Source organism: Massilia sp. LjRoot122 (assembly GCF_964252725.1).
In the GTDB taxonomy this organism is placed as follows: Bacteria; Pseudomonadota; Gammaproteobacteria; order Burkholderiales; family Burkholderiaceae_D; genus Telluria.
The window spans coordinates 1,046,233-1,064,786 of the sequence record NZ_CAXUPB020000001.1 but is presented as its reverse complement, the minus strand read 5'-3'; the positions used below and the strand labels follow the sequence as shown (position 1 = coordinate 1,064,786).

General features: G+C 65.8%; 13 protein-coding genes. 1 reads left to right on the top strand and 12 read right to left on the bottom strand.

What is annotated here, in order from left to right; all coding sequences use genetic code 11:
• Window positions 1–92 precede the first annotated feature (92 nt).
• From ACSQ25_RS04560 to ACSQ25_RS04520, 9 genes are all read right to left on the bottom strand, one after another.
• A complete protein-coding gene (locus ACSQ25_RS04560) occupies window positions 93–842 on the bottom strand; it encodes an ABC transporter ATP-binding protein (RefSeq protein ID WP_436104525.1) in 750 nt (249 codons plus the stop codon).
• A complete protein-coding gene (locus tag ACSQ25_RS04555; RefSeq protein ID WP_436104524.1) occupies window positions 832–1,590 on the bottom strand; it encodes an ABC transporter permease in 759 nt (252 codons plus the stop codon). The genes ACSQ25_RS04560 and ACSQ25_RS04555 overlap by 11 nt, the downstream gene beginning before the upstream one ends.
• 3 nt (window positions 1,591–1,593) lie before the next feature.
• Window positions 1,594–2,016 carry a hypothetical protein gene (locus ACSQ25_RS04550; protein ID WP_436104523.1) on the bottom strand — a complete coding sequence of 141 codons (423 nt, stop codon included), beginning with the start codon at window positions 2,014–2,016 and terminating at the stop codon, window positions 1,594–1,596.
• Window positions 2,017–2,592, bottom strand: a complete 576-nt coding sequence (locus ACSQ25_RS04545) for an SCO family protein (protein WP_436104522.1) — start codon at window positions 2,590–2,592, stop codon at window positions 2,017–2,019.
• The gene (locus tag ACSQ25_RS04540) at window positions 2,589–3,614 is read right to left on the bottom strand and encodes an ABC transporter substrate-binding protein (protein WP_436104521.1); all 1,026 of its coding nucleotides are present in this window, start codon (window positions 3,612–3,614) and stop codon (window positions 2,589–2,591) included. The genes ACSQ25_RS04545 and ACSQ25_RS04540 overlap by 4 nt, the downstream gene beginning before the upstream one ends.
• A gap of 5 nt (window positions 3,615–3,619) precedes the next feature.
• Window positions 3,620–5,482 (bottom strand): glucokinase, encoded by a 1,863-nt coding sequence (locus tag ACSQ25_RS04535; protein ID WP_436104520.1) that lies wholly within the window; start codon window positions 5,480–5,482, stop codon window positions 3,620–3,622.
• Window positions 5,483–5,592: 110 nt separating this feature from the next.
• Complete coding sequence (locus ACSQ25_RS04530; RefSeq protein ID WP_436104519.1) at window positions 5,593–7,281, bottom strand: alpha-amylase family glycosyl hydrolase; 1,689 nt, start codon at window positions 7,279–7,281, stop codon at window positions 5,593–5,595.
• Between the two features lie 28 nt (window positions 7,282–7,309).
• Window positions 7,310–8,941, bottom strand: a complete 1,632-nt coding sequence (locus tag ACSQ25_RS04525; protein WP_436104518.1) for an alpha-D-glucose phosphate-specific phosphoglucomutase — start codon at window positions 8,939–8,941, stop codon at window positions 7,310–7,312.
• A gap of 93 nt (window positions 8,942–9,034) precedes the next feature.
• Window positions 9,035–10,372, bottom strand: a complete 1,338-nt coding sequence (locus tag ACSQ25_RS04520; protein ID WP_436104517.1) for an MFS transporter — start codon at window positions 10,370–10,372, stop codon at window positions 9,035–9,037.
• Between the two features lie 211 nt (window positions 10,373–10,583).
• Here ACSQ25_RS04520 and ACSQ25_RS04515 point away from each other — a divergent pair, with 211 nt between their 5' ends.
• Complete coding sequence (locus ACSQ25_RS04515) at window positions 10,584–11,468, top strand: alpha/beta hydrolase (protein WP_436104516.1); 885 nt, start codon at window positions 10,584–10,586, stop codon at window positions 11,466–11,468.
• Window positions 11,469–11,592: 124 nt separating this feature from the next.
• Here ACSQ25_RS04515 and ACSQ25_RS04510 read toward each other — a convergent pair whose 3' ends face one another.
• The 3 genes from ACSQ25_RS04510 to ACSQ25_RS04500 all read right to left on the bottom strand — a co-directional run bounded on the left by ACSQ25_RS04510 (window position 11,593) and on the right by ACSQ25_RS04500 (window position 18,072).
• A complete protein-coding gene (locus tag ACSQ25_RS04510) occupies window positions 11,593–13,386 on the bottom strand; it encodes a DEAD/DEAH box helicase (protein ID WP_436104515.1) in 1,794 nt (597 codons plus the stop codon).
• A gap of 172 nt (window positions 13,387–13,558) precedes the next feature.
• Window positions 13,559–15,079, bottom strand: coding sequence for a tryptophan halogenase family protein (locus tag ACSQ25_RS04505; protein ID WP_436104514.1), 1,521 nt, complete (start codon window positions 15,077–15,079; stop codon window positions 13,559–13,561).
• An 83-nt stretch (window positions 15,080–15,162) separates the two neighbouring features.
• Window positions 15,163–18,072 (bottom strand): TonB-dependent receptor, encoded by a 2,910-nt coding sequence (locus ACSQ25_RS04500; RefSeq protein WP_436104513.1) that lies wholly within the window; start codon window positions 18,070–18,072, stop codon window positions 15,163–15,165.
• Window positions 18,073–18,554: the final 482 nt, after the last annotated feature.

The window sequence follows — 18,554 nt, the reverse complement described above, 5'->3', positions numbered from 1 at the left end:
CAAGACTGTCGGAGTGCAACATCTGCATCTGACAAATTCTACAGGGACACACCGAGAGGCGATGCGCGAAAGGAAAACGTTGTGGTGACCGTTCAGTCGAACTGCAAGCCAAGCTGCGCCAGGATGTCATCCTTCATCTGCTGCAGGGCCGGGTCCGACAGCTTGCGCGGATGCGGTTGCGCGATCGGGAACACCGAGCGGATCGTGGTCGGGCGCGGCGACAGCACCACCACGCGGTCGGCCAGGTAGATCGCCTCTTCCACGTCGTGCGTGATCAGGATGACCGTATGGTTCTCTTCGCGCAGCACGCGCAGCAGCTCGTTGCGCATCTTCAGCGCGGTCAGCGCGTCGAGCGCCGAGAAGGGCTCGTCCATCAGCAGGATGTCGGGCTTCACCGCCAGCGCGCGCGCGATCTCGACGCGCTTGAGCATGCCGCCCGAGAGCTCGTGCGGGTAGGATTTCTCGAAGCCCTTCAGTCCCACCATCTCGGCGTAGTGGTCGGCGGTCGCCTCCTTGGCGGCATCGTCCCTGCCGGACAGGCCGAACATCAGGTTCTCGCGCACCGTCAGCCAGGGGAAGACAGAACCGTGCTGCGAGATGACGATCGCGTTCGGCGAGGGCCGCGTGACCTTCAGGCCGTCGATCGCCACCACCCCGCTGTCGGGATGCTCGAAGCCGGACAACAGCTTCATGAGGGTCGACTTGCCGCAGCCGGAGGGGCCGACGATGGCGATGAATTCGCCCGGCGCGACGTCCAGGTCGATGCCGTCCACCACCTGCAGCGATTTGAACCCCTTGCGCAGGGCGCGGATCGCGATCTTGGATTCGACCTTAGCGTCCATAGCGCCACCTTACCTGTTTGAGGCCTTCGAGGCGGCGCATCAGCGCGTCCAGCCCCAGGCCGATGAGACCGATGATGATCATGGCCGCCACCACCAGGTCGTAGCGGTTGCCGGCATTGCGTGCGTCCATGATCAGGAAACCCAGGCCCGAGCTGCGCACGATCATCTCGGCGGCCACCACCACCAGCCAGGCCACGCCGAGGGCGATGCGCATGCCGGTCAGGACTTCGGGCAGCACGGCCGGCACGATCACCTGGCGGAACAGCTTGGCGCGCGGGACGCCGAAGTTCTCGGCCGCGCGCAGGTAGCGCCCGTCGATGGCATGCACGCCCGCCGAGGTCTGCACGATCAGCGGGAACACCGCGGCCAGGAAGATCAGGAACACCGGCGCGACGTCGCCCACGCCGAACCACAGGATCGCGATCGGGATCCAGGCGATCGGCGAGATCGGGCGCATGATCTGGAAGACCGGATTGAGCGTGCGGTAGGCGCCGTCCACCCGTCCCATCCACAGGCCGAGCGGCACCGCGACCACGAGCGCCAGCAGGAAGCCGGTGGCCACCCGCACCAGCGAGGCGATGATGTGTTCCCACAGCGTGCCGTCCCTGGCCAGTTCCAGCACGCCGCTGGCCACCTGCTGCGGCGACGGGAAGATCAGGCTGCCGCTGGCCACGATCACCGCCCACCACAGGAGCACGATGGCGGCGATCACCAGCAGCGGGGGCCATATCCGGTTCAGTCTATCCATGGCTTATGCCTTGCCGTTCAAAAGGGAATGCAGGCGCCACTTCAGGCGCGGCAGGCCGGCGGCAGGCGCCTCCTCGACCAGCACCGTCATCCTGCCGCTGGCGTGGGCGGTGCAGTCGAAGGGGTGCTCGCCGACCTGGGCGAAGGGCAGGCGGAAGTCCTGGCCCGGCATGATCAGGACGGGGCCGAACATCTGCGGCACCGTATCGCTGTTGCGCAGCAGGAGCACGTCGCGCAGGCCCAGGGTCAGGGTAAGCTGCTCCGGCAGGATGCTGGTCTTGTCGCCCTTCATGCGGCGCTCCCAGCTTCCCTTCGGGATCTCGAACAGCTGCTCGCGCGAGGATGCCCGCAGCGGTGCGAATGCGGCCCAGGCAAACGATGCCGCCAACAGCGCCACCATGAGGGCGATACCGATCCGCTTGTTCATCTATTCGGCCGCCAGCACGTTCACGTCGTGCACGATCTCGTCGGCCGGACGGCCGAAGGGCATCAGGGCGCGCAGCATGCCCTTCCTGTCGATGAAATACAGGTAGGACGAGTGGCCCATCTGGTAGCCGGCCTGGCCGGCGGGGGCTGCGAACTTCGTGGCCGTGATGCCGTAGTCCTTGCGGATGGCGGCCATCTGCTCGGGCGTACCGGTCAGGCCGATGAAGCTCTTGTCGAACTGCGCCAAGTAGGACTTCAGGCGCGCCGGCGTGTCGCGCTCCGGGTCGACCGAGACGAACACCACCTGCAGCCGGTCGGCGTGCGGACCGAGCTTCTGGCGCGCCTGTGCCAGCGTCGCCAGCGAGGCCGGGCACACGGCCGGGCAATGGGTGAAGCCGAACTCCAGCACCACCACCTTGCCGCGCAGCGCGGACAGGCGGAAGTCGCTGCCGTCGGCGGACGTCAAGGCGATCTCCGGCGCCGGGCGCGCCGGCGAGAACGTACCGGACTTCAGTACCGGGGCGGCATGCGCGGCAGCAGCCAGGAGCAGCAGCGCCGCAAGCAGGATGCGCTTCATAAGCTCACCTTCACGGGCCGGATGTTCTTGACGAAGCTCTCGTCCACGTACTGTTCGTAGCGTACCGGGCGCTTGAGCGTACCCGCCTGCACCGACAGCTGCATCATCTCGTCGAACTCGGCGCGCAACATGCGCAGGTCGCCGTAGGTCACGCGGTCCGCGGGATTGTTCATGACGAAGCGGATGATGTTCGGATCCTGGTTGAAGAATTGTCGCTTGGCCGCGATCACGGCCGCCTTGTCGCGGTTGGCCGGCGACGCATCGAGCCAGTTGCCGGCCGCCTGCACGTAGTTGACCAGGTCCTGCACCAGCGGCCGGTTGGTGTCGATGAGTTCCTGGCGCGCGGTCAGCACGCAGCAGATATAGTTGCGCCAGTGGTCGCGCGTCATCGACAGCGGGCGCGCATAGCCGGCGCGCTGGGCCGCGGCCCCGAAAGGCTCGCCGGTGCAGTAGGCGTCCACGGCGCGGGCGTACAGCGCGGCCGGCATGTCCGGCGGCGCCATCTCGATGATCTCGATGTCCTTGGCCGTCATGCCCTCGCGCGCCAGCATCTTGCGCAGGAAGAGATAGTCCACCGCGAAGCGGCTCGGGATGGCGATGCTCTTGCCGCGCAGGTCGGCAAACTTCCGGAATGGCGAATCGGTGCGCACCATGATGACGGCGCCGGAACGGTGGCCCAGCGAGACGATCTTCAGCGGGATGCGCCAGTCGGTCAGGTCCATCACCAGCGGCGCCAGCATGTAGGCGGCCTGGATGCGGCCCGTCATCAGGGATTCCTTGATCTCCGGCCAGCCCGAGAACTTGTTGTACTCGAAAGCGGTGAAGGACGCCTCCGGCTTGCCGTCGGCCGCCGCCCTGGCCTTGCAGGCAATCGGCAGCGTCAGGTTGCAGGTGACGGGCAAGCCACCCACGCGCAGGGGCCGGTCGGCCACTGCTGCGCTCGCGCCTGCGCCCATGCCGACCAGCGGCAGGGCCATTGCGCCACCAAGCAGCTGGCGCCGGCGCGGGGAATGCTCGTACATGGGCTTTAAATGTCCAGGTGGGAGATCAGGAGCCTGCGTTCCGCATCGCCCTCGCCCGCTTCCCCATTGCCGCCCTGGTTGCCGAGCGAAATCCCGACCGACATGATGTCGATGAGGAGCAGCTGCAGGATGCGCGAGATCATCGACAGGAAGGTCGTGCTGTCCTCGCTATGGTCGACCGCCAGGCAGACGGTGGCTTTCTTCGCCAGCGCCGATTTGCTGCTGGTGATGGCGATGACGTCGGCCCCGGTGGCGCGCGCCGTATCCACCGCTTCGAGCAGCTCCGGCAGCTGGCCGCCGGTGGAGATCGCGATCACCACGTCGCCCGGTCCCAGCAGGCCGGCGGCCAGCGTGAACAGGTGCGAGTCGCCGTACAGCGCGGCGGGAATGCGGAAGCGGAAGAACTTGTGCTGGCCGTCCAGCGCCACCGCGCGCGCATTGCCCATCGCGTAGAACTCGACGCGGCGCGCGCGGCGCAGCAGTTCGATGGCGCGGTCGATCGCATGCACGTCGAGCTGGTCGCGGAACTTCAGGATCGCCGACACCGTGTTGTCGATGACTTTCGCCGACAGGTCGTGGGTGCTGTCGCTCATGCGCACCTGGCTGTGGCGCACCGGGATGGTTCCGGTCAGGCTGCCGGCGAACTTGAGCTTGAAATCGGCCAGGCCCTGGAAACCGAGCGAACGGCAGAAGCGGATCACGGTCGGCTGGCTGACGTCGGCCAGGCGCGCGATCTCGGCGATCGGCTCGGACAGCACCTTGCGCGGGTGTTCCAGCACCAGGGCGGCGACGCGCTGTTCGGCCGGCGAGAGTTCGTGGCGCAGCTGCTGCACCCGGTCCATCAGGGTGTTGGCGCCGCTGCGGCCGCGCAGGTGTTCGGACAGGATGCGCGCGACCCCGTACAGCGCCGGATTCGGCGTCATGATGACGTAGGTCGGAATCTGGGCGATGTACTCGGTAAAGCGGCCCTTGGCTTCGAAACGGGCGCGGAAGGGAGAAGTGGCGAACCACTCGGCGATGCGCGGCACGATGCCGCCGCCGATGAAGATGCCGCCGAAGGCGCCCAGGGTCACCGCCAGGTTGGCGGCCGCGCTGCCCAGCATGCCGGCGAAGCTTTCCAGGGTTTCGAGGCAGAGCGCATCGCCGCCCTCGAGCGCGCCGCTGACGATCTCGGCGGTGCTGCGCGGCGGGACCTGCACGCCATTTCTCTGCGCCAGCGCGCGGTACATCAGTTCGATGCCGGGGCCGGAGATCAGGCGCTCGTTCGACACGTGCGGCCATTCCTTCCAGGCGTATTGCAGGATCGCGAACTCGCGCTCGTCGGCCGGGGCAAAATTGACGTGGCCGCCCTCGCTGCCGAGGGTGACGAAACCGTCGATGGTCGGGATCACGCCCGACACGCCCAGGCCCGTGCCCGGGCCGAGCACGCCGGCCACCGCATGGCTCTGCGGCGCGCCGCCGCCGACCTGCAGCAGGTCCTTCGGCTCGAAGCCCGGCAGCGCCATCGCCAGCGCCGTGAAATCGTTCACGATCAGCAGGGTCGACAGGCCGAGGGCACGGCGCACCTCATCGGTCGAGAACTGCCAGTCGCGGTTGGTCATGCGGATGTAGTCGCCGCTGATCGGATTGGCCAGCGCGAAGGCGGCGTGGTTGATGCGCACCCCGCCGGCCTGCGCCAGGTAGGCGTGCAGCAGCGGCACGATGCCGGTGTAGTCGTCGCAGCGCAGCACGGCGACCTGGCGCAGCACGCCGGGCGCGGTCTCGAGGCCGAAGCGCGCGTGCGTGGCGCCGATGTCCGCGAGCAGGCGCGGGCCATCGGCAAATGCGGCGCGGGAGGGTTTCAGTTCGGTGTCGGGTTCAACAGTCATTGCGATCGTTTCGGGGGCGGGACGACAGTCCCGGATCGCGCTAGGATACCATTGATCGAATGGCAAAAATACGCCCGCCTGCTTCCCCCCTCCACCAAGGCTTGCGCGGCTCAGTCCTGGGCGATAAGCGCCACCGGCGCCGCGGCATCGAACTGCACCTTGCCGCCCTTGACCACCGCGGTTTTGCCCGAATACCAGTCACGCACCGTCTGGCCGTCGTTGAACACGCCGGCCACCTGGATCGGCAGCGCCTTGTCCTTCGGCAGGTCGAGCGCCACCACCACGCGGTCGGACACGCCGTCTTTCTCCCAGGTGCGCTTGAAGGTATAGGGGCTGGAAGCCAGCATCTGGTGCAGGCCCGCGCCCACCGCCGGGTGGGCGGCGCGGAAGCGGCCCAGTTTGGCCCAGTGCTCGCGCACCTCGGCCACGCGGTGCATGCCGCGCTGCGCGTTGGACGCCAGCTCGTCCCAGTTCATGAAGGAACGCAGCTTGGCGTCGCCTTCCGCCCCTTCGATGTTCAGCATGCGCGCGGTCTCGTCGCCGTAGTAGATCTGGGCCGAGCCCGGCGCCAGCATCAGCTTGTTGGCCGATTCGAGCGGGCGCTGGCGCGCCGGGTCGAAGGGGCTGCCGTCGTCGTGCGAGCTGATGTAGTTCAGCACCGAGTAGCCCTTCATCGGGCCGTGCAGGGCCTGCGAGTAATCTGAGAACAGCTTCTCGTAGCCCTGGCCCGCATCCGACTTCATGCTGAAGTTGATCATGCTGTCGAAGCCGTTGGCGAGCCAGTCGACCTTGACGCCGCCGCCCATGTCGAAGCTGCGCGCGTGCTTGATCGAGTAGCCGTAGACTTCCGAGGTCATGAAGAACGGCAGATTGCCGAGGCGCTTGGCCGGATTGGCGCGCTTCCATTCTTCATAGGCCAGGCTGGCTTCCTGCTTGAGTTCCTTCCACACGCCCGGTTCGGTGTGCTTGACGGTGTCGGCCCGGAAGCCGTCCACGCCGTATTTGCGCACCCAGTCGGCGTGCCACTTGACCAGGTAGTAGCGCGGCGCGCGCGGATAGCCGGTGCGCTTGAAGAAGGCGTCCAGCTCTTTCACTTCACGCTCGTAGCGCCCTTCCTTCTTCCACTTCGCCACCAGCTGCGGCGGCAGGGCCACGTTCTCGTTGCTGTTGGTGAGGAAGTCCGGCAGGTTGTCCACCAGGGTGCAGTCGACCGTGGTCGGCACGTCCTTGTAGGTACATTTCGGTTTGGTGCGCACCCAGTCCGACGGCCAGGCCGGATCCATCTTCGTCACCGGGCCGGTATGGTTCATCACCACGTCGAGGATCACGCGGATGCCGTTCGCATGCGCGGTCTCGACAAACGTACGGAAATCCTTTTCGGTGCCGAGGTTGGCGTCGACTGCGGTGAAGTCCCTGGCCCAGTAGCCGTGGAAGCCGTAGGAGTTGCCGGTGCCTTCGTCGGTGGATGCGTGGATCTGCTCGACCGGGGGCGTGAGCCAGATCGCGTTCACGCCCAGCTCCTTGAAATACCCATCCTTGATCTTGGCCGTGATGCCAGCCAGGTCGCCGCCCATGAAACCGCGCAGCTTGGCCGCATCGTCCTTGCGCCCGTAGGCATGGTCGTTCGCCTTGTCGCCGTTGTTGAAGCGGTCCGTCAGCAGGAAGTAGACGGTGGCATTCTCCCAGACGAAGGGCCTGCCGGCAGGCTTGCTGGCGGCGGTAGTCTGTGCGCCGGCCTGGGTGGCGAATGTGCCAACTGAGGCAAGCAGCAGGGAGGCGGCAAGGACGGGAAGTTTCATGCGGGTTCCTGTGTGGATGGGTGGATGGTCAGGTGATCACGGTCGGGGTGTCCCGGCCGGTGCGCCGGCGCAGCTCGGCCACGTCGTCGGCGATGGCGATCAGTTCGGAAAGGGCTTGCTGGGTGTCGAGTTCGTGGCGTGCCGGGTCGGCCTCGTAGCGTTCGAGGTAGAGGCGGATGGTGGCGCCTTCGGTGCCGGTGCCGGACAGGCGGAACACGATGCGCGAGCCGTCCGCCATGATGATCCGGATCCCCTGGCGGGTCGCCACCGAGCCGTCGACCGGGTCGTTGTAGACGAAGTCGTCGGCCTCCGCCACGCGGAAGCTGCCCAGCGTGCGGCCGGCCAGGTCCGGCAGCTTCGCGCGCAGCGCCGCCATCATGGTGTCGGCGGCGCCGGCATCCACCGCTTCATAGTCATGGCGCGAGTAGTAGTTGCGGCCGAAACGGGCCCAGTGCGCGCGCACGATCTCGTTCACGGATTGCTTGCGCGCGGCCAGCAGGTTCAGCCAGAACAGCACGGCCCACAGGCCATCCTTCTCGCGGATATGGTGCGAACCGGTGCCGTAGCTTTCTTCGCCGCACAGGGTCGCCAGGTTGGCGTCCATCAGGTTGCCGAAGTACTTCCAGCCGGTCGGGGTCTCGAAGCAGGTGATGCCGAGGGCATCCGCCACGCGGTCGGCCGCCTGCGAGGTGGGCATCGAGCGCGCGATGCCGGTGATGCCCTTGGTGTAGCCCGGCGCCACGGTGGCGTTGGCGGCGATGATGGCCAGGCTGTCGGAAGGCGTCACGGCCAGATTGCGGCCGACGATCATGTTGCGGTCGCCGTCGCCGTCGGAAGCCGCGCCGAAGTCGGGTGCGTCGGGGCCGTTCATGTGGGCGATCAGGTCGGCCGCGTTGACCGGATTCGGGTCCGGGTGGCCGCCGCCGAAATCCTCCAGCGGTTCGCAGTTCACCACCGTGCCCGCGGGGGCGCCGAGCATGCCCTCGAGGATGGCTTTCGCATAGGGACCGGATACCGCGTGCATGGCGTCGAAGCGCATGCGGAAGCCGCCGGCGAACAGCGCGCGGATGGCGCCGAAGTCGAACAGGCGCGCCATCAGCTCGCTGTAGTCGGCCACCGGATCGATGACCTCGACCACCATGTTCTCGATCTGGGTGCGCCCCGGCTGGTCGAGGTCGACCGGGCCGGCGTCGCTGATCCGGTAGGCCGTCAAGGCCTGGGTGTTGGCGAAGATCGCCTCGGTGATCTTTTCCGGCGCGGGGCCGCCATTCTCGATGTTGTACTTGATGCCGAAGTCGCCGTCCGGGCCGCCGGGATTGTGGCTGGCCGAGAGCACGATGCCGCCGAAGGCCGCGTGCTTGCGGATCACGCAGCTGACCGCCGGCGTGGACAGGATGCCGCCGCGTCCCACCAGGCACCTGGCCACGCCGTGGGCGGCGGCCATGCGCAGGATGGTCTGGATCGCTTCACGGTTGAAATAGCGGCCGTCGCCGCCGACGACCAGGGTGTGGCCGATGCCCTCGCCCAGGGTCAGGAAGATCGCTTGGACAAAATTCTCGAGGTAGCCGGGCTGCTGGAACTCGGTCACCTTCTTGCGCAGGCCCGAGGTGCCGGGCCGCTGTCCGGCGAAGGGCGTGGTCGGGACGTTCTGGATGCTCATGCTTCGCTCCTGTCGTAATAACGTATTGCAACATCAGCCGATGTTGGTAAAACGTTACGATACGACAGGCGCGAAATCACTGGCGCGCGGGGCTTAGATGCCTGCCTTGACCGGCGCCGCGCGGTCGGTGACGAACAGGGTCAGCACGGCCGCGATCAGCATGCAGCCGCCGCCCAGCGCCACCGTCATGACGGTATGGCCGCCGAAGAAGTGCTTGGTCACGCCGCCCAGCAGCAGGCCACTGCAGATCTGCGGGATCACGACGAAGAAGTTGAACAGGCCCATGAAGTAGCCCATGCGCTTGGCCGGCAGCGAACCGGCCAGGATGGCGTAGGGCATGGTCAGGATCGAGGCCCAGGCCAGGCCCACGCCGATCATCGGCAGCATCAGCATGTTCTTGTCGGTGATCAGGTAGATGCTGGCCAGGCTCAGGCCGCCGATCGCCAGGCAGCAGGCGTGCACGGTCTTGCGCGAGGTCGCCCGTGCGAATACCGGCAGCAGGAAGGCAGCCAGCGCCGAGACGCCGCTGTACACCGCGAACATGACGCCGACGAAGCTGCCGGCGGCCTGGAATTCGGACGACTGCGCATCGGTGGTACCGAAGACGTTGTCGGCGATCGCCGAGCCGGTATAGATCCACATGGCGAACAGCGCGATCCAGGTGAAGAACTGCACGAAGGCCAGTTGCACCATGGTCTTGGGCATCCGGGTGAAGCCGCCGACGATCTCGGTCAGGGCCACGCCCAGGCTGCGCGCGTGCTTGCGCTCGGCGTTGAAGGCGTCCATGTCGGCAGGCGGCAGTTCGTCGGCGCTGACGACGGTCCACAGCACGGCCAGGAAGAAGATCGCGCCGCCGGCATAGAAGGAATAGCGCACGGTCTGGGGAATCATGCCGCCCACCGCTTCGTTCGACACGCCCATCGATTCGAAGAACACCGGCAGCAGCGAGGCGATCACCGCGCCGCAGCCGATGAAGAAGGTCTGCATCGCGTAACCGGCGGTCTGCTGCGAGGCGTCCAGCTTGTCGCCGACGAAGGCGCGGAAGGGTTCCATCGACACGTTGATGGCGGCATCCATCATCCACAGCACGGCCACGGCCATCCACAATGCCGCGGAATTCGGCATCAGGAACAGGGCGATGGCGGCCAGCACGGCGCCGATGAAGAAGAAGGGACGGCGGCGGCCCCATTTCGGGTGCCAGGTGTTGTCGCTCAGGTAGCCGATCACCGGCTGCACCAGCAGGCCGGTCACGGGCGCGGCGAGCCAGTACAGGGCCAGGTTGTCGGGGTCGGCGCCGAGCGTCGAGAAGATACGGCTGGTGTTGGCGTTCTGCAGTGCGAAGCCGAACTGGATGCCGAAGAAGCCGAAGCTCATGTTCCAGAGCTGCCAGAACGACAGGCGTGGCTTGATCGCGCCGGTTTGCATATCCATGTGAGTCCCCAATCTGGCCCGGACAGTCCGGGCTCTCGTGTGATGCAGGCAGCCCGGATGAGGCCGACCTACAGGTAGCTGTAGCAAAATAACATGGCGATTTCTAGGTGTCAATCGAAGAGCTGTCATAGTAGAATCAGCACAACAGAGGTGGCTGAATACCACAGCTCTGTAGTCAAACAACATAAGAATCGATCAAGGAGACCTTCCCATGCCGTCGCTTCGCCCCGCTTCCCTCCCCTTCCTGCTGGCTGCCCTGCTGTGTGCATCCGCGGGCGCCGCCGACAAGCCGGCCGACTCCCCGAAACCGTCGACCGCCCTGCCCGGCGTCAGCCTGCTGGGCGCACCGCTCGAGATGCCGGGCCTGGAGCGCAAGCGTCAGTTGCGCCTCTACCTGCCGCCGGGCTACGCGACGTCCAACAAGCGCTACCCGGTGCTCTACATGCACGACGGCCAGAACCTGTTCGACAACGCGACTGCCTATGCCGGTGAGTGGAAGGTGGACGAGACGCTCGATGCGCTGGCGAAGGATGGCAAGCTGGAACTGATCGTGGTCGGCATCGACAACGGCCAGGAGAAGCGCATGACGGAGCTGAACGCCTGGGACTTCAAGGAAGCCGGCAAGGGCGAAGGCCGCGAGTACACCGACTTCATCGTCAAGACGGTCAAGCCGCTGATCGACAGGCAGTACCGCACCCTGCCGGGGCGCGAGCATACGGCGATCATGGGCAGCTCGATGGGCGGCCTGGCCTCGCACTACGCGCTGGTGCAGTATCCGCAGGTGTTCAGCAAGGCGGGCGTGTTCTCGCCGGCCTACTGGACGGCGAAGCCGGCCTTCGACTTCGTGGCGGCTAAACCGGTGCCGAAGGATGCGCGCGTGTTCATGCTGATGGGCGAGAAGGAAGGCCCGCAGATGAACGGGGACGTCAAGAAGATGGCCAAGGTGATGGGCCAGACCGGGCATCCGGCGGCCAACACGGTGCTGAAGATCGTGCCGGGGGCGGAACACAACGAGGCCTTCTGGGCGGGGGAACTGCGTGAGGCGCTGCTGTGGATGTTTGCGGCGCCGGAGACCAAGGTCGCCAGCAGCCGCTAGGCGGTTTGTAGGGTGGGCGGCTATGCCGCCCACGCGTTCAACCAACGTGGAAATGGACGCAGCACCTGCTTTCAAGGTGTAGTTGGACGCGTGGGCGGGAGACCCGCCCACCCTACGGCATACCTCAGCCCTTGCGGTGTGGCTTCTTGCCGCCCGCCTTGTCCGCCAAGCGCCTGTCGGCGCCCGGCTTCGCAAACGCCTTCTTCTTCGGCGCCGTGACGATCGGCGCTTCCTGGCCGTCACGGGTCATGTTCAGCTGCTGCCCGGCCACCCACACCGTCTTGAGGTGGTCGATCAGCTCCTGCGTCATGTCATCCGGCAGGTCGATGGTGCTGTAGTCGTCGTAGATCTCGATGCGGCCCATGTACTTGGCCGGCATGTCGGCCTCGTTGGCGATCGCGCCGACGATGTTGCCCGGCTTGACGCCGTGCTGGTGGCCGACTTCGATGCGGAAGGTCGCCATGCCCGGCTCCGGCGCGCGCTCGACGCGCTCCTTCTTGAAGGCCGGCTCGCGCGGTTCACGCGGCGGACGCGCCGGGCGGTCTTCCCAGGCGCCCTGCTCGCGCGGCGCGAATTCAGGCTTCACTTCACGGTCCGGCTTGTCCAGCAGCAGCGGCTGATCGCCGCGCGCCAGCTTGGCCAGCGCGGCGGCGATGTCCACCGCCGGCACGTTGTGCTCGCGCTCGTAGTCTTCGATCAGCGAGCGGAACATGTCCAGCCCGCCCTCGGCCAGTGCGGCCGCGATCTGTTCCTTGAACTTCGCGATGCGCACCTCGTTGACCGCCTTCACGGTCGGCAGCTGCAGCGGCGCGACCGGCTGGCGGGTGGCACGTTCGATCGCCTTCAGCAGGCCGCGTTCGCGCGGGGTGATGAACAGGATCGCCTCGCCGCTGCGGCCGGCACGGCCGGTACGGCCGATGCGGTGGGTGTAGCTTTCCGGATCGGACGGCACGTCGTAGTTGATCACGTGACTGATGCGCTCCACGTCGAGGCCGCGGGCGGCGACGTCGGTCGCCACCAGGATGTCGATCTTGCCGTTCTTGAGCTGCTCGATGGTGCGTTCGCGCGCCTGCTGGGCCATGTCGCCGTTGATGGCGACGGCCGCGAAGCCGCGCGCCTGCAGCTTGGTCGCCAGTTCTTCGGTGCCGAGCTTGGTGCGCGCGAAGACGATCATGCCGTCGAAGGGTTCGGCTTCCAGGATGCGGGTCAGCGCGTCGAGCTTCTGCATGCCGGCCACCAGCCAGTAGCGCTGGGTGATGTTGGCGGCGGTGCCGGTCTTGGCGGCCACGGTGATCTCCTGCGGGTCGCGCAGGTAGGTCTTGGCGATGCGCTTGATCGCCGGCGGCATGGTGGCCGAGAACAGCGTGGTCTGGCGCTCGGGCGGGGTCTGCTGCAGGATGTGTTCGACGTCGTCGATGAAGCCCATGCGCAGCATTTCGTCCGCCTCATCCAGCACCAGGGTCTTCAGCTGGGACAGGTCGAGCGAGCCTTTTTCGATGTGGTCGATCACGCGGCCCGGGGTCGCCACGACCACGTGCACGCCGCGGCGCAAGGCCGACAGCTGCGGCCCGTAGCTCTGGCCGCCGTAGATCGGCAGCACGTGGAAGCCCTTGATGTGGGCGGCGTAGGTCTGGAAGGCTTCGGCCACCTGGATCGCCAGCTCGCGGGTCGGCGCCAGCACCAGCGCCTGCGGCGCCATCTGCTTGATGTCGATGCGCGACAGGATCGGCAGCGCGAAGGCGGCGGTCTTGCCGGTGCCGGTCTGGGCCTGCCCGAGCACGTCACGGTTGGCCAGCAGCAGCGGGATGGTCGCGGCCTGGATCGGCGACGGCGTTTCGTAACCGACTTCCTTCAGCGCCTTGAGTACGGGGGCGGAAAGATCCAGGTCGGCAAACGTCGGGAGGGGGGTGTCAGACATTGTAAAGCTTTCAAAGTTGATACTAAAGCGCAGTTTACTCCCTTGCAGGAGGACGGCGGGCACAATTTGGAACGGGCCGGGCTGCGGCTACGGTTATGCTGTAGAGCAACCCAAAAAGAAATCGGCCCCGGGCGCTGCTGCGCGCGGGGCCGCAGATGATACAGGATCGTGCTTACATCTTCTTCGCCGGGCACATCTTCGCGATGTAGTCATTATGCGAAGGCATCACGTCCACGCACTTGGCGATCACCTCGCGCACGCTGGCAAGGTAGTCCGCGATGTCGGCCTCGGACTGGGTATCGGCCAGCGGGTGGTAGCCGTCGATCGGCATGTTCTGCCCTTCGAAGACCTGGATCCAGCCGACCTCCGAGAACAGCTCGTTGTCGATCCGGACCACGCGGCCATGCGAGCGGTACATGTCCATCTTGTGGCGCAGGCTGTCCGGGATGGCCATGTTGGCGCACTCTTTCCAGTACGCGGAATCGCTGCGCTGGTTCAGGTGGTAGTGCAGGACGATGAAGTCGCGGATCCGTTCGTACTCGAAACGGGACTGGCGGTTGAACTCGACGCGGTCGACCTCGCTGAAACGGCGGTCCGGGAAGAAGTCGATCAGGCGCTGGATGGTGGACTGGATCAGGTGGATGCTGGTCGACTCGATCGGCTCGAGGAAGCCGCCGGCCAGGCCGATGGCCACCACGTTCTTGTTCCAGGCCTGCTTGCGCATCCCGGTCTGGAACTTGATCAGGCGCGGGTCGGCCAGCGGCTTGCCGTCCAGGTTGGCCAGCAGGGTGCTGGCCGCCTCGTCGTCGCTGATGAAGCGGCTGCAGTACACATGGCCGTTGCCGGTGCGGTGCTGCAGCGGGATGCGCCACTGCCAGCCCGAGCTGTGCGCGGTCGCGCGGGTATAGGGCGTCATCACCGGCACCGATTCGCAGGGCACGGCCAGCGCGCGGTCGGCCGGCAGCCAGCGGGTCCAGTCCTCGTAGCCCGTCTCCAGGGTCTGTTCGATCAGCAGGCCGCGGAAGCCCGAGCAGTCGATGAACAGCTCGCCCTCGACACGGCTGCCGTTCTCCAGTTCCACGGCATCGATGTGGCCATCGCAGTCTCCACCCTGACGCCGGGTGGCGCGCGTGATCTTGCCTTCGATGCGGCTCACGCCGCGCGCTTCGGCCAGCTTGCGCAGGAATTTTGCGTACAGGCCGGCATCGAAGTGATAGGCGTAGTTGATGTCGCGCAGCGGCGAATTCTGCACGTCGAAGCGCGGCGGCATGAACTTGTTGGCCTTGGCGGCCATGCGCGTGATCGAGTATTCCTCGAGCGGCGCGGCCTTGCCTGCCAGGCGCATTTTCTGCCAGTACTGGTCGAAGGCTACCGTGGCCAGGTCCTGGCCCAGGCGTCCGAAACCGTGCATGTAGCGGTCACCCAGCTTGCCCCAGTTGACGAACTCGACGCCGAGCTTGAAGCTGCCCTGAGTCTCGCGCATGAACTCGTGCTCGTCGATGCCGAGCACGCGGTTGAAGCGCTGGATCATCGGGATGGTGGCTTCGCCGACGCCGACGATGCCGATCTCGTCCGACTCCACGAGGCGGATGTTGTAGCGGCCATTGAGCATGGTGGACAGCGCCGCCGCCGTCATCCAGCCGGCGGTGCCGCCGCCGACGATGACGATGTCCTTGATTGGTTCGTTGTGCATGTGTATTCGCCCGGAGGTCAAAAAAACGACCCCTGGCAGGCGCAGGCCCGGCAGGGGTCGTTACTTTACCTTACTTCAGCAGCTTAGAACTTGTAGCTGGCGCCGAAGTGGTAGGTACGGCCGAAGGCGCGGCGGTTGGACGGGTTTTCTTCGTCCGTGGTGAACTCGAGGAACGGTGCGTTGTTCCAGTTCTGCGCCTGGGCATACAGGCTCACACCCTTCAGCCAGCCACGCTGGATCTCGTACGAAGCCTGCAGGTCGACGATGGTCTCACCCTTGATGAAGGTGAGCTGCGCGTTGTCCTGGAAGTCCGAGACCTGGCCCAGGAAGCTCGAACGCTTGCGCGCTGCGGCGGCGATCTGGAAGCCGTTCTTCTCGTAGTACAGACGCAGGTTGGTCACCTTGCGCGACAGGCCCGGCAGCGGAATGCTGGTCATGTCGCCGTTCACGTTGGCGAAGCCGCTCTCCGGCAGGTTCACGTTGCTCTTCGTGTCCGAGTGGTTGACCATCACGCCGAAGCCGTCCAGGTACTGGGTCAGCATCGAGAACGGCACGTTCACCGCCAGCTCCCAGCCCTTCAGGTTGCCGCCGTCGCCGTTGGTCGGCTGGGTCAGCAGGCCCTGGGTCGAGCCCTTGTACGGGCCGGTCAGCGGCAGCGGGGTGGTCGGGGTCACGAACGGGCCGAAGTCGAAGGCGCGCGGCGCACGGATGATGTAGGTGTCCAGCTTCTTGTAGAAGTAGGCGGCGCTCACATAACCCTTGTTGCCGAAGTACTTCTCGTACGACAGGTCGAAGGCCTTGGCGCGGAACGGCTTCAGCTGCGGATTGCCGGCGCTGCCGGTCAGGATCGACACGCCCTGGGTCGCCAGGCCGAAGTTACCGCCGGCGCGCAGGTCGTCCAGGTTGGCGCGCGAGACCACCTTGGCCAGGCCGAGGCGCACTTTCTGCTCGTTCTTCAGGTCGAAGGACAGGTTCATGCTCGGCAGGACATCCCAGTAGCTGTCGGTTTCCGCCACACGCTGCGCCGGGCAGGTCTGGGCGGTGTTGCCGACGCAACGGGCCTTGTCGATCACGTAGCCGCCACCGGTCTGGTTGGTGTGGATCGCCTGCAGGCCGACGTTACCGGTGTAGTTCAGGCCGAACAGCTCGCCTTCCATGTCGCCCATGACGTAGGCGGTATTGATACGCTCGCGCACGTCCCAGAACTTGTTGTAGATGTCGGCGTCAACCTTGTTGGCAAGTTCGTAGACCGAACCGAGCGAGCCGCGCGGATCCCACGACACCACGTTGAAGCCCGAAGCGCCGGCTTGGGCAACGTCGCTGCCCGGCACGGCCACGGCCGCGTACGGGCCGGCACCACCCTTGATCACCAGGCGGCCTTCGTCGCCGGTACGCGACTTGTCGCGCGAGGTGTGGTTGAAGCCGAAGCTGGTGCCGACCAGCGGGCCAAACTCGATGGCGCGCTTGGCGGTCAGGCGCACGGCCTTGACCTGGTCTTCGATGTAAGGCTGCGCCAGGTAGCCGGCCTGTGGCGAGGTTTCGCCGCCCGACCAGCCCATCACGTCGGTCAGGCGCGCAACGCCGCGGTCCGCGTAGTTGCTGACCGGGGTGTACTTCACCTCGCTGACGTTGCTGCCGTTGAAATTGGTGTACTTCAGGCTGTCCTGGGTGCGGCCCGGGATACCGGCGGTGGTTTCGTAGCGCGAGGACAGCTTGGTGGCCTTCGACCAGGTCAGGTCGGCCGCGGTGGTCCAGTCGGCGATCTTCAGCTCGCTGTTCCAGCCGATCGTCTTCAGGTCATCCTTGGCGCCTTCGTAGTGGTTACGCACCACGCCCTTCCAGTTGCTGATGGTGCCGCTGGTAGCGACGCCGTTCGACACGGTGGCCGCGCTCAGCACGTGCGGCAGCTCGTAGGCGCCGCCGGCGTTGTAGGCCACGCCGCCTTCGAAACCGGTCTTCTTCTGGCCGGTTTCGCCGGCCGAGTAGAACAGGTCGACGGTCGACTTGAAGTTCTTGTTAGGACGGAACTGCAGCGAGGCGAAGGCGCCGTCACGTTCGTGCGAGTCGACCACGGTGTCGTAGCCGAAGCCGCCCGGGGTCTTCACTTTGCCGCCAGCGAAGTCCATCTCGGCGGTGCCCCAGGAATTGAAGGTCGTCTGGCCGCCGCCGGTTTCCTCGTAGCGGGTGAAGCCCATTGCCACGCCGATGGTGCGGTTCGCGAACTGGTCGATGTACGACAGGGTGGCGCGCTTGCCGTCGCCTTCCGGCAGGCCGTCCGGGTGCTTCACGCCGAGGCGGGTCTTCTTGTAGCTGACGGCGACGGTGCGCTTGCCGAAGTCGAGCGGCTGCACGGTGCGCAGGTCGATGGTCGAGGCCAGGCCCTGGCCAATGACGCTGGCGTCCGGGGTCTTGTAGATGACGATGGAACCCATCAGTTCGGCCGGGAACAGGTCGAACTCAGGCGAACGGGCATTGCCGGTCGAGGCCATTTCGCGGCCGTTCAGCAGGGTGCCGTTGAAGCTTGGCGACAGGCCGCGCACCGAGATGTCCGATGCCTTGCCCGAGCTGCGGCCGCGCTGGGCCGACACGCCCGGCAGGCGCGAGATCGAATCGACGACGCTCTGGTCCGGCAGTTTGCCGATGTCTTCGGCCGAGATGGCTTCGACGATCGAGCTGGAATTCTTCTTGATCGAGATTGCCGCTTCGATGCCGCGGCGGATACCGGTCACCTGGACGGTGGCGACGCCCGGGGCCGGGGTCGCGCCCGGCGGGGTCGGCTCGGCGGCGGCTGCTGCCTGCTCGGCCGATGCCGGCTGGGTAGCGACGCTCGAGGTGGCGCTGGTGGTGGTAGTGGTGTTGTCCTGCGTCGTGGCTTGCGCGTAGGCGCTACCGGCGAACACGGACAGGAAGACTGCGCAGCCGGCGGCGACCGGGCTCAGCTGAAATGCATTGCGGACCGGCTCGCCGGTGCGCTTGGTTGCGAAGATGCTCATTTGTCCCCTCAATAAAGACCAATAATTTTTTCCCGAAACTACAGCGCGACAGCCAGCTGCACGGCAGCCTCAAGCAAACGGTTTTGAACGTTCTGTCAAGGATTCTGTATTAAAACTAGATGCACTGTCAACGGGAGTTGCTTGTTACTACGATAATGGCATGTTTTTCCGAAAATCGGCAGTAGAGCACGGGTTTTCCGTTGTATTTGGGCTACAGGATCGTGTACAGACGTCTGTAGTCGGACTACAAACGCCCATTTGCGTCGCATATTTCGGCAGAAATGCACCAACTTGGTGCGTCGCTTCGAGCGCGCTGGTGGTGGCGCCGACTTACATGCGCTAGGGAAATGAAGCTTTCCATCAAAAAAGCTGTACTTTGACTAGATATATGAACGGCAATCCGTTTGTCCGCAGCGACCGATCCATAGTATTCTCGCTGCAATTTAACCAAGCACGGCACTCGCTTTGTATCAGGAGTCACA

Excerpts from the sequence above, each read along its gene's own strand:
- ACSQ25_RS04560 (WP_436104525.1), bottom strand. The coding sequence starts at position 842 with ATGGACGCTAAGGTCGAATCCAAGATCGCGATCCGCGCCCTGCGCAAG.
- ACSQ25_RS04555 (WP_436104524.1), bottom strand. The coding sequence starts at position 1,590 with ATGGATAGACTGAACCGGATATGGCCCCCGCTGCTGGTGATCGCCGCC.
- ACSQ25_RS04550 (WP_436104523.1), bottom strand. The coding sequence starts at position 2,016 with ATGAACAAGCGGATCGGTATCGCCCTCATGGTGGCGCTGTTGGCGGCA.
- ACSQ25_RS04545 (WP_436104522.1), bottom strand. The coding sequence starts at position 2,592 with ATGAAGCGCATCCTGCTTGCGGCGCTGCTGCTCCTGGCTGCTGCCGCG.
- ACSQ25_RS04540 (WP_436104521.1), bottom strand. The coding sequence starts at position 3,614 with ATGTACGAGCATTCCCCGCGCCGGCGCCAGCTGCTTGGTGGCGCAATG.
- ACSQ25_RS04535 (WP_436104520.1), bottom strand. The coding sequence starts at position 5,482 with ATGACTGTTGAACCCGACACCGAACTGAAACCCTCCCGCGCCGCATTT.
- ACSQ25_RS04530 (WP_436104519.1), bottom strand. The coding sequence starts at position 7,281 with ATGAAACTTCCCGTCCTTGCCGCCTCCCTGCTGCTTGCCTCAGTTGGC.
- ACSQ25_RS04525 (WP_436104518.1), bottom strand. The coding sequence starts at position 8,941 with ATGAGCATCCAGAACGTCCCGACCACGCCCTTCGCCGGACAGCGGCCC.
- ACSQ25_RS04520 (WP_436104517.1), bottom strand. The coding sequence starts at position 10,372 with ATGGATATGCAAACCGGCGCGATCAAGCCACGCCTGTCGTTCTGGCAG.
- ACSQ25_RS04515 (WP_436104516.1), top strand. The coding sequence starts at position 10,584 with ATGCCGTCGCTTCGCCCCGCTTCCCTCCCCTTCCTGCTGGCTGCCCTG.
- ACSQ25_RS04510 (WP_436104515.1), bottom strand. The coding sequence starts at position 13,386 with ATGTCTGACACCCCCCTCCCGACGTTTGCCGACCTGGATCTTTCCGCC.
- ACSQ25_RS04505 (WP_436104514.1), bottom strand. The coding sequence starts at position 15,079 with ATGCACAACGAACCAATCAAGGACATCGTCATCGTCGGCGGCGGCACC.
- ACSQ25_RS04500 (WP_436104513.1), bottom strand. The coding sequence starts at position 18,072 with ATGAGCATCTTCGCAACCAAGCGCACCGGCGAGCCGGTCCGCAATGCA.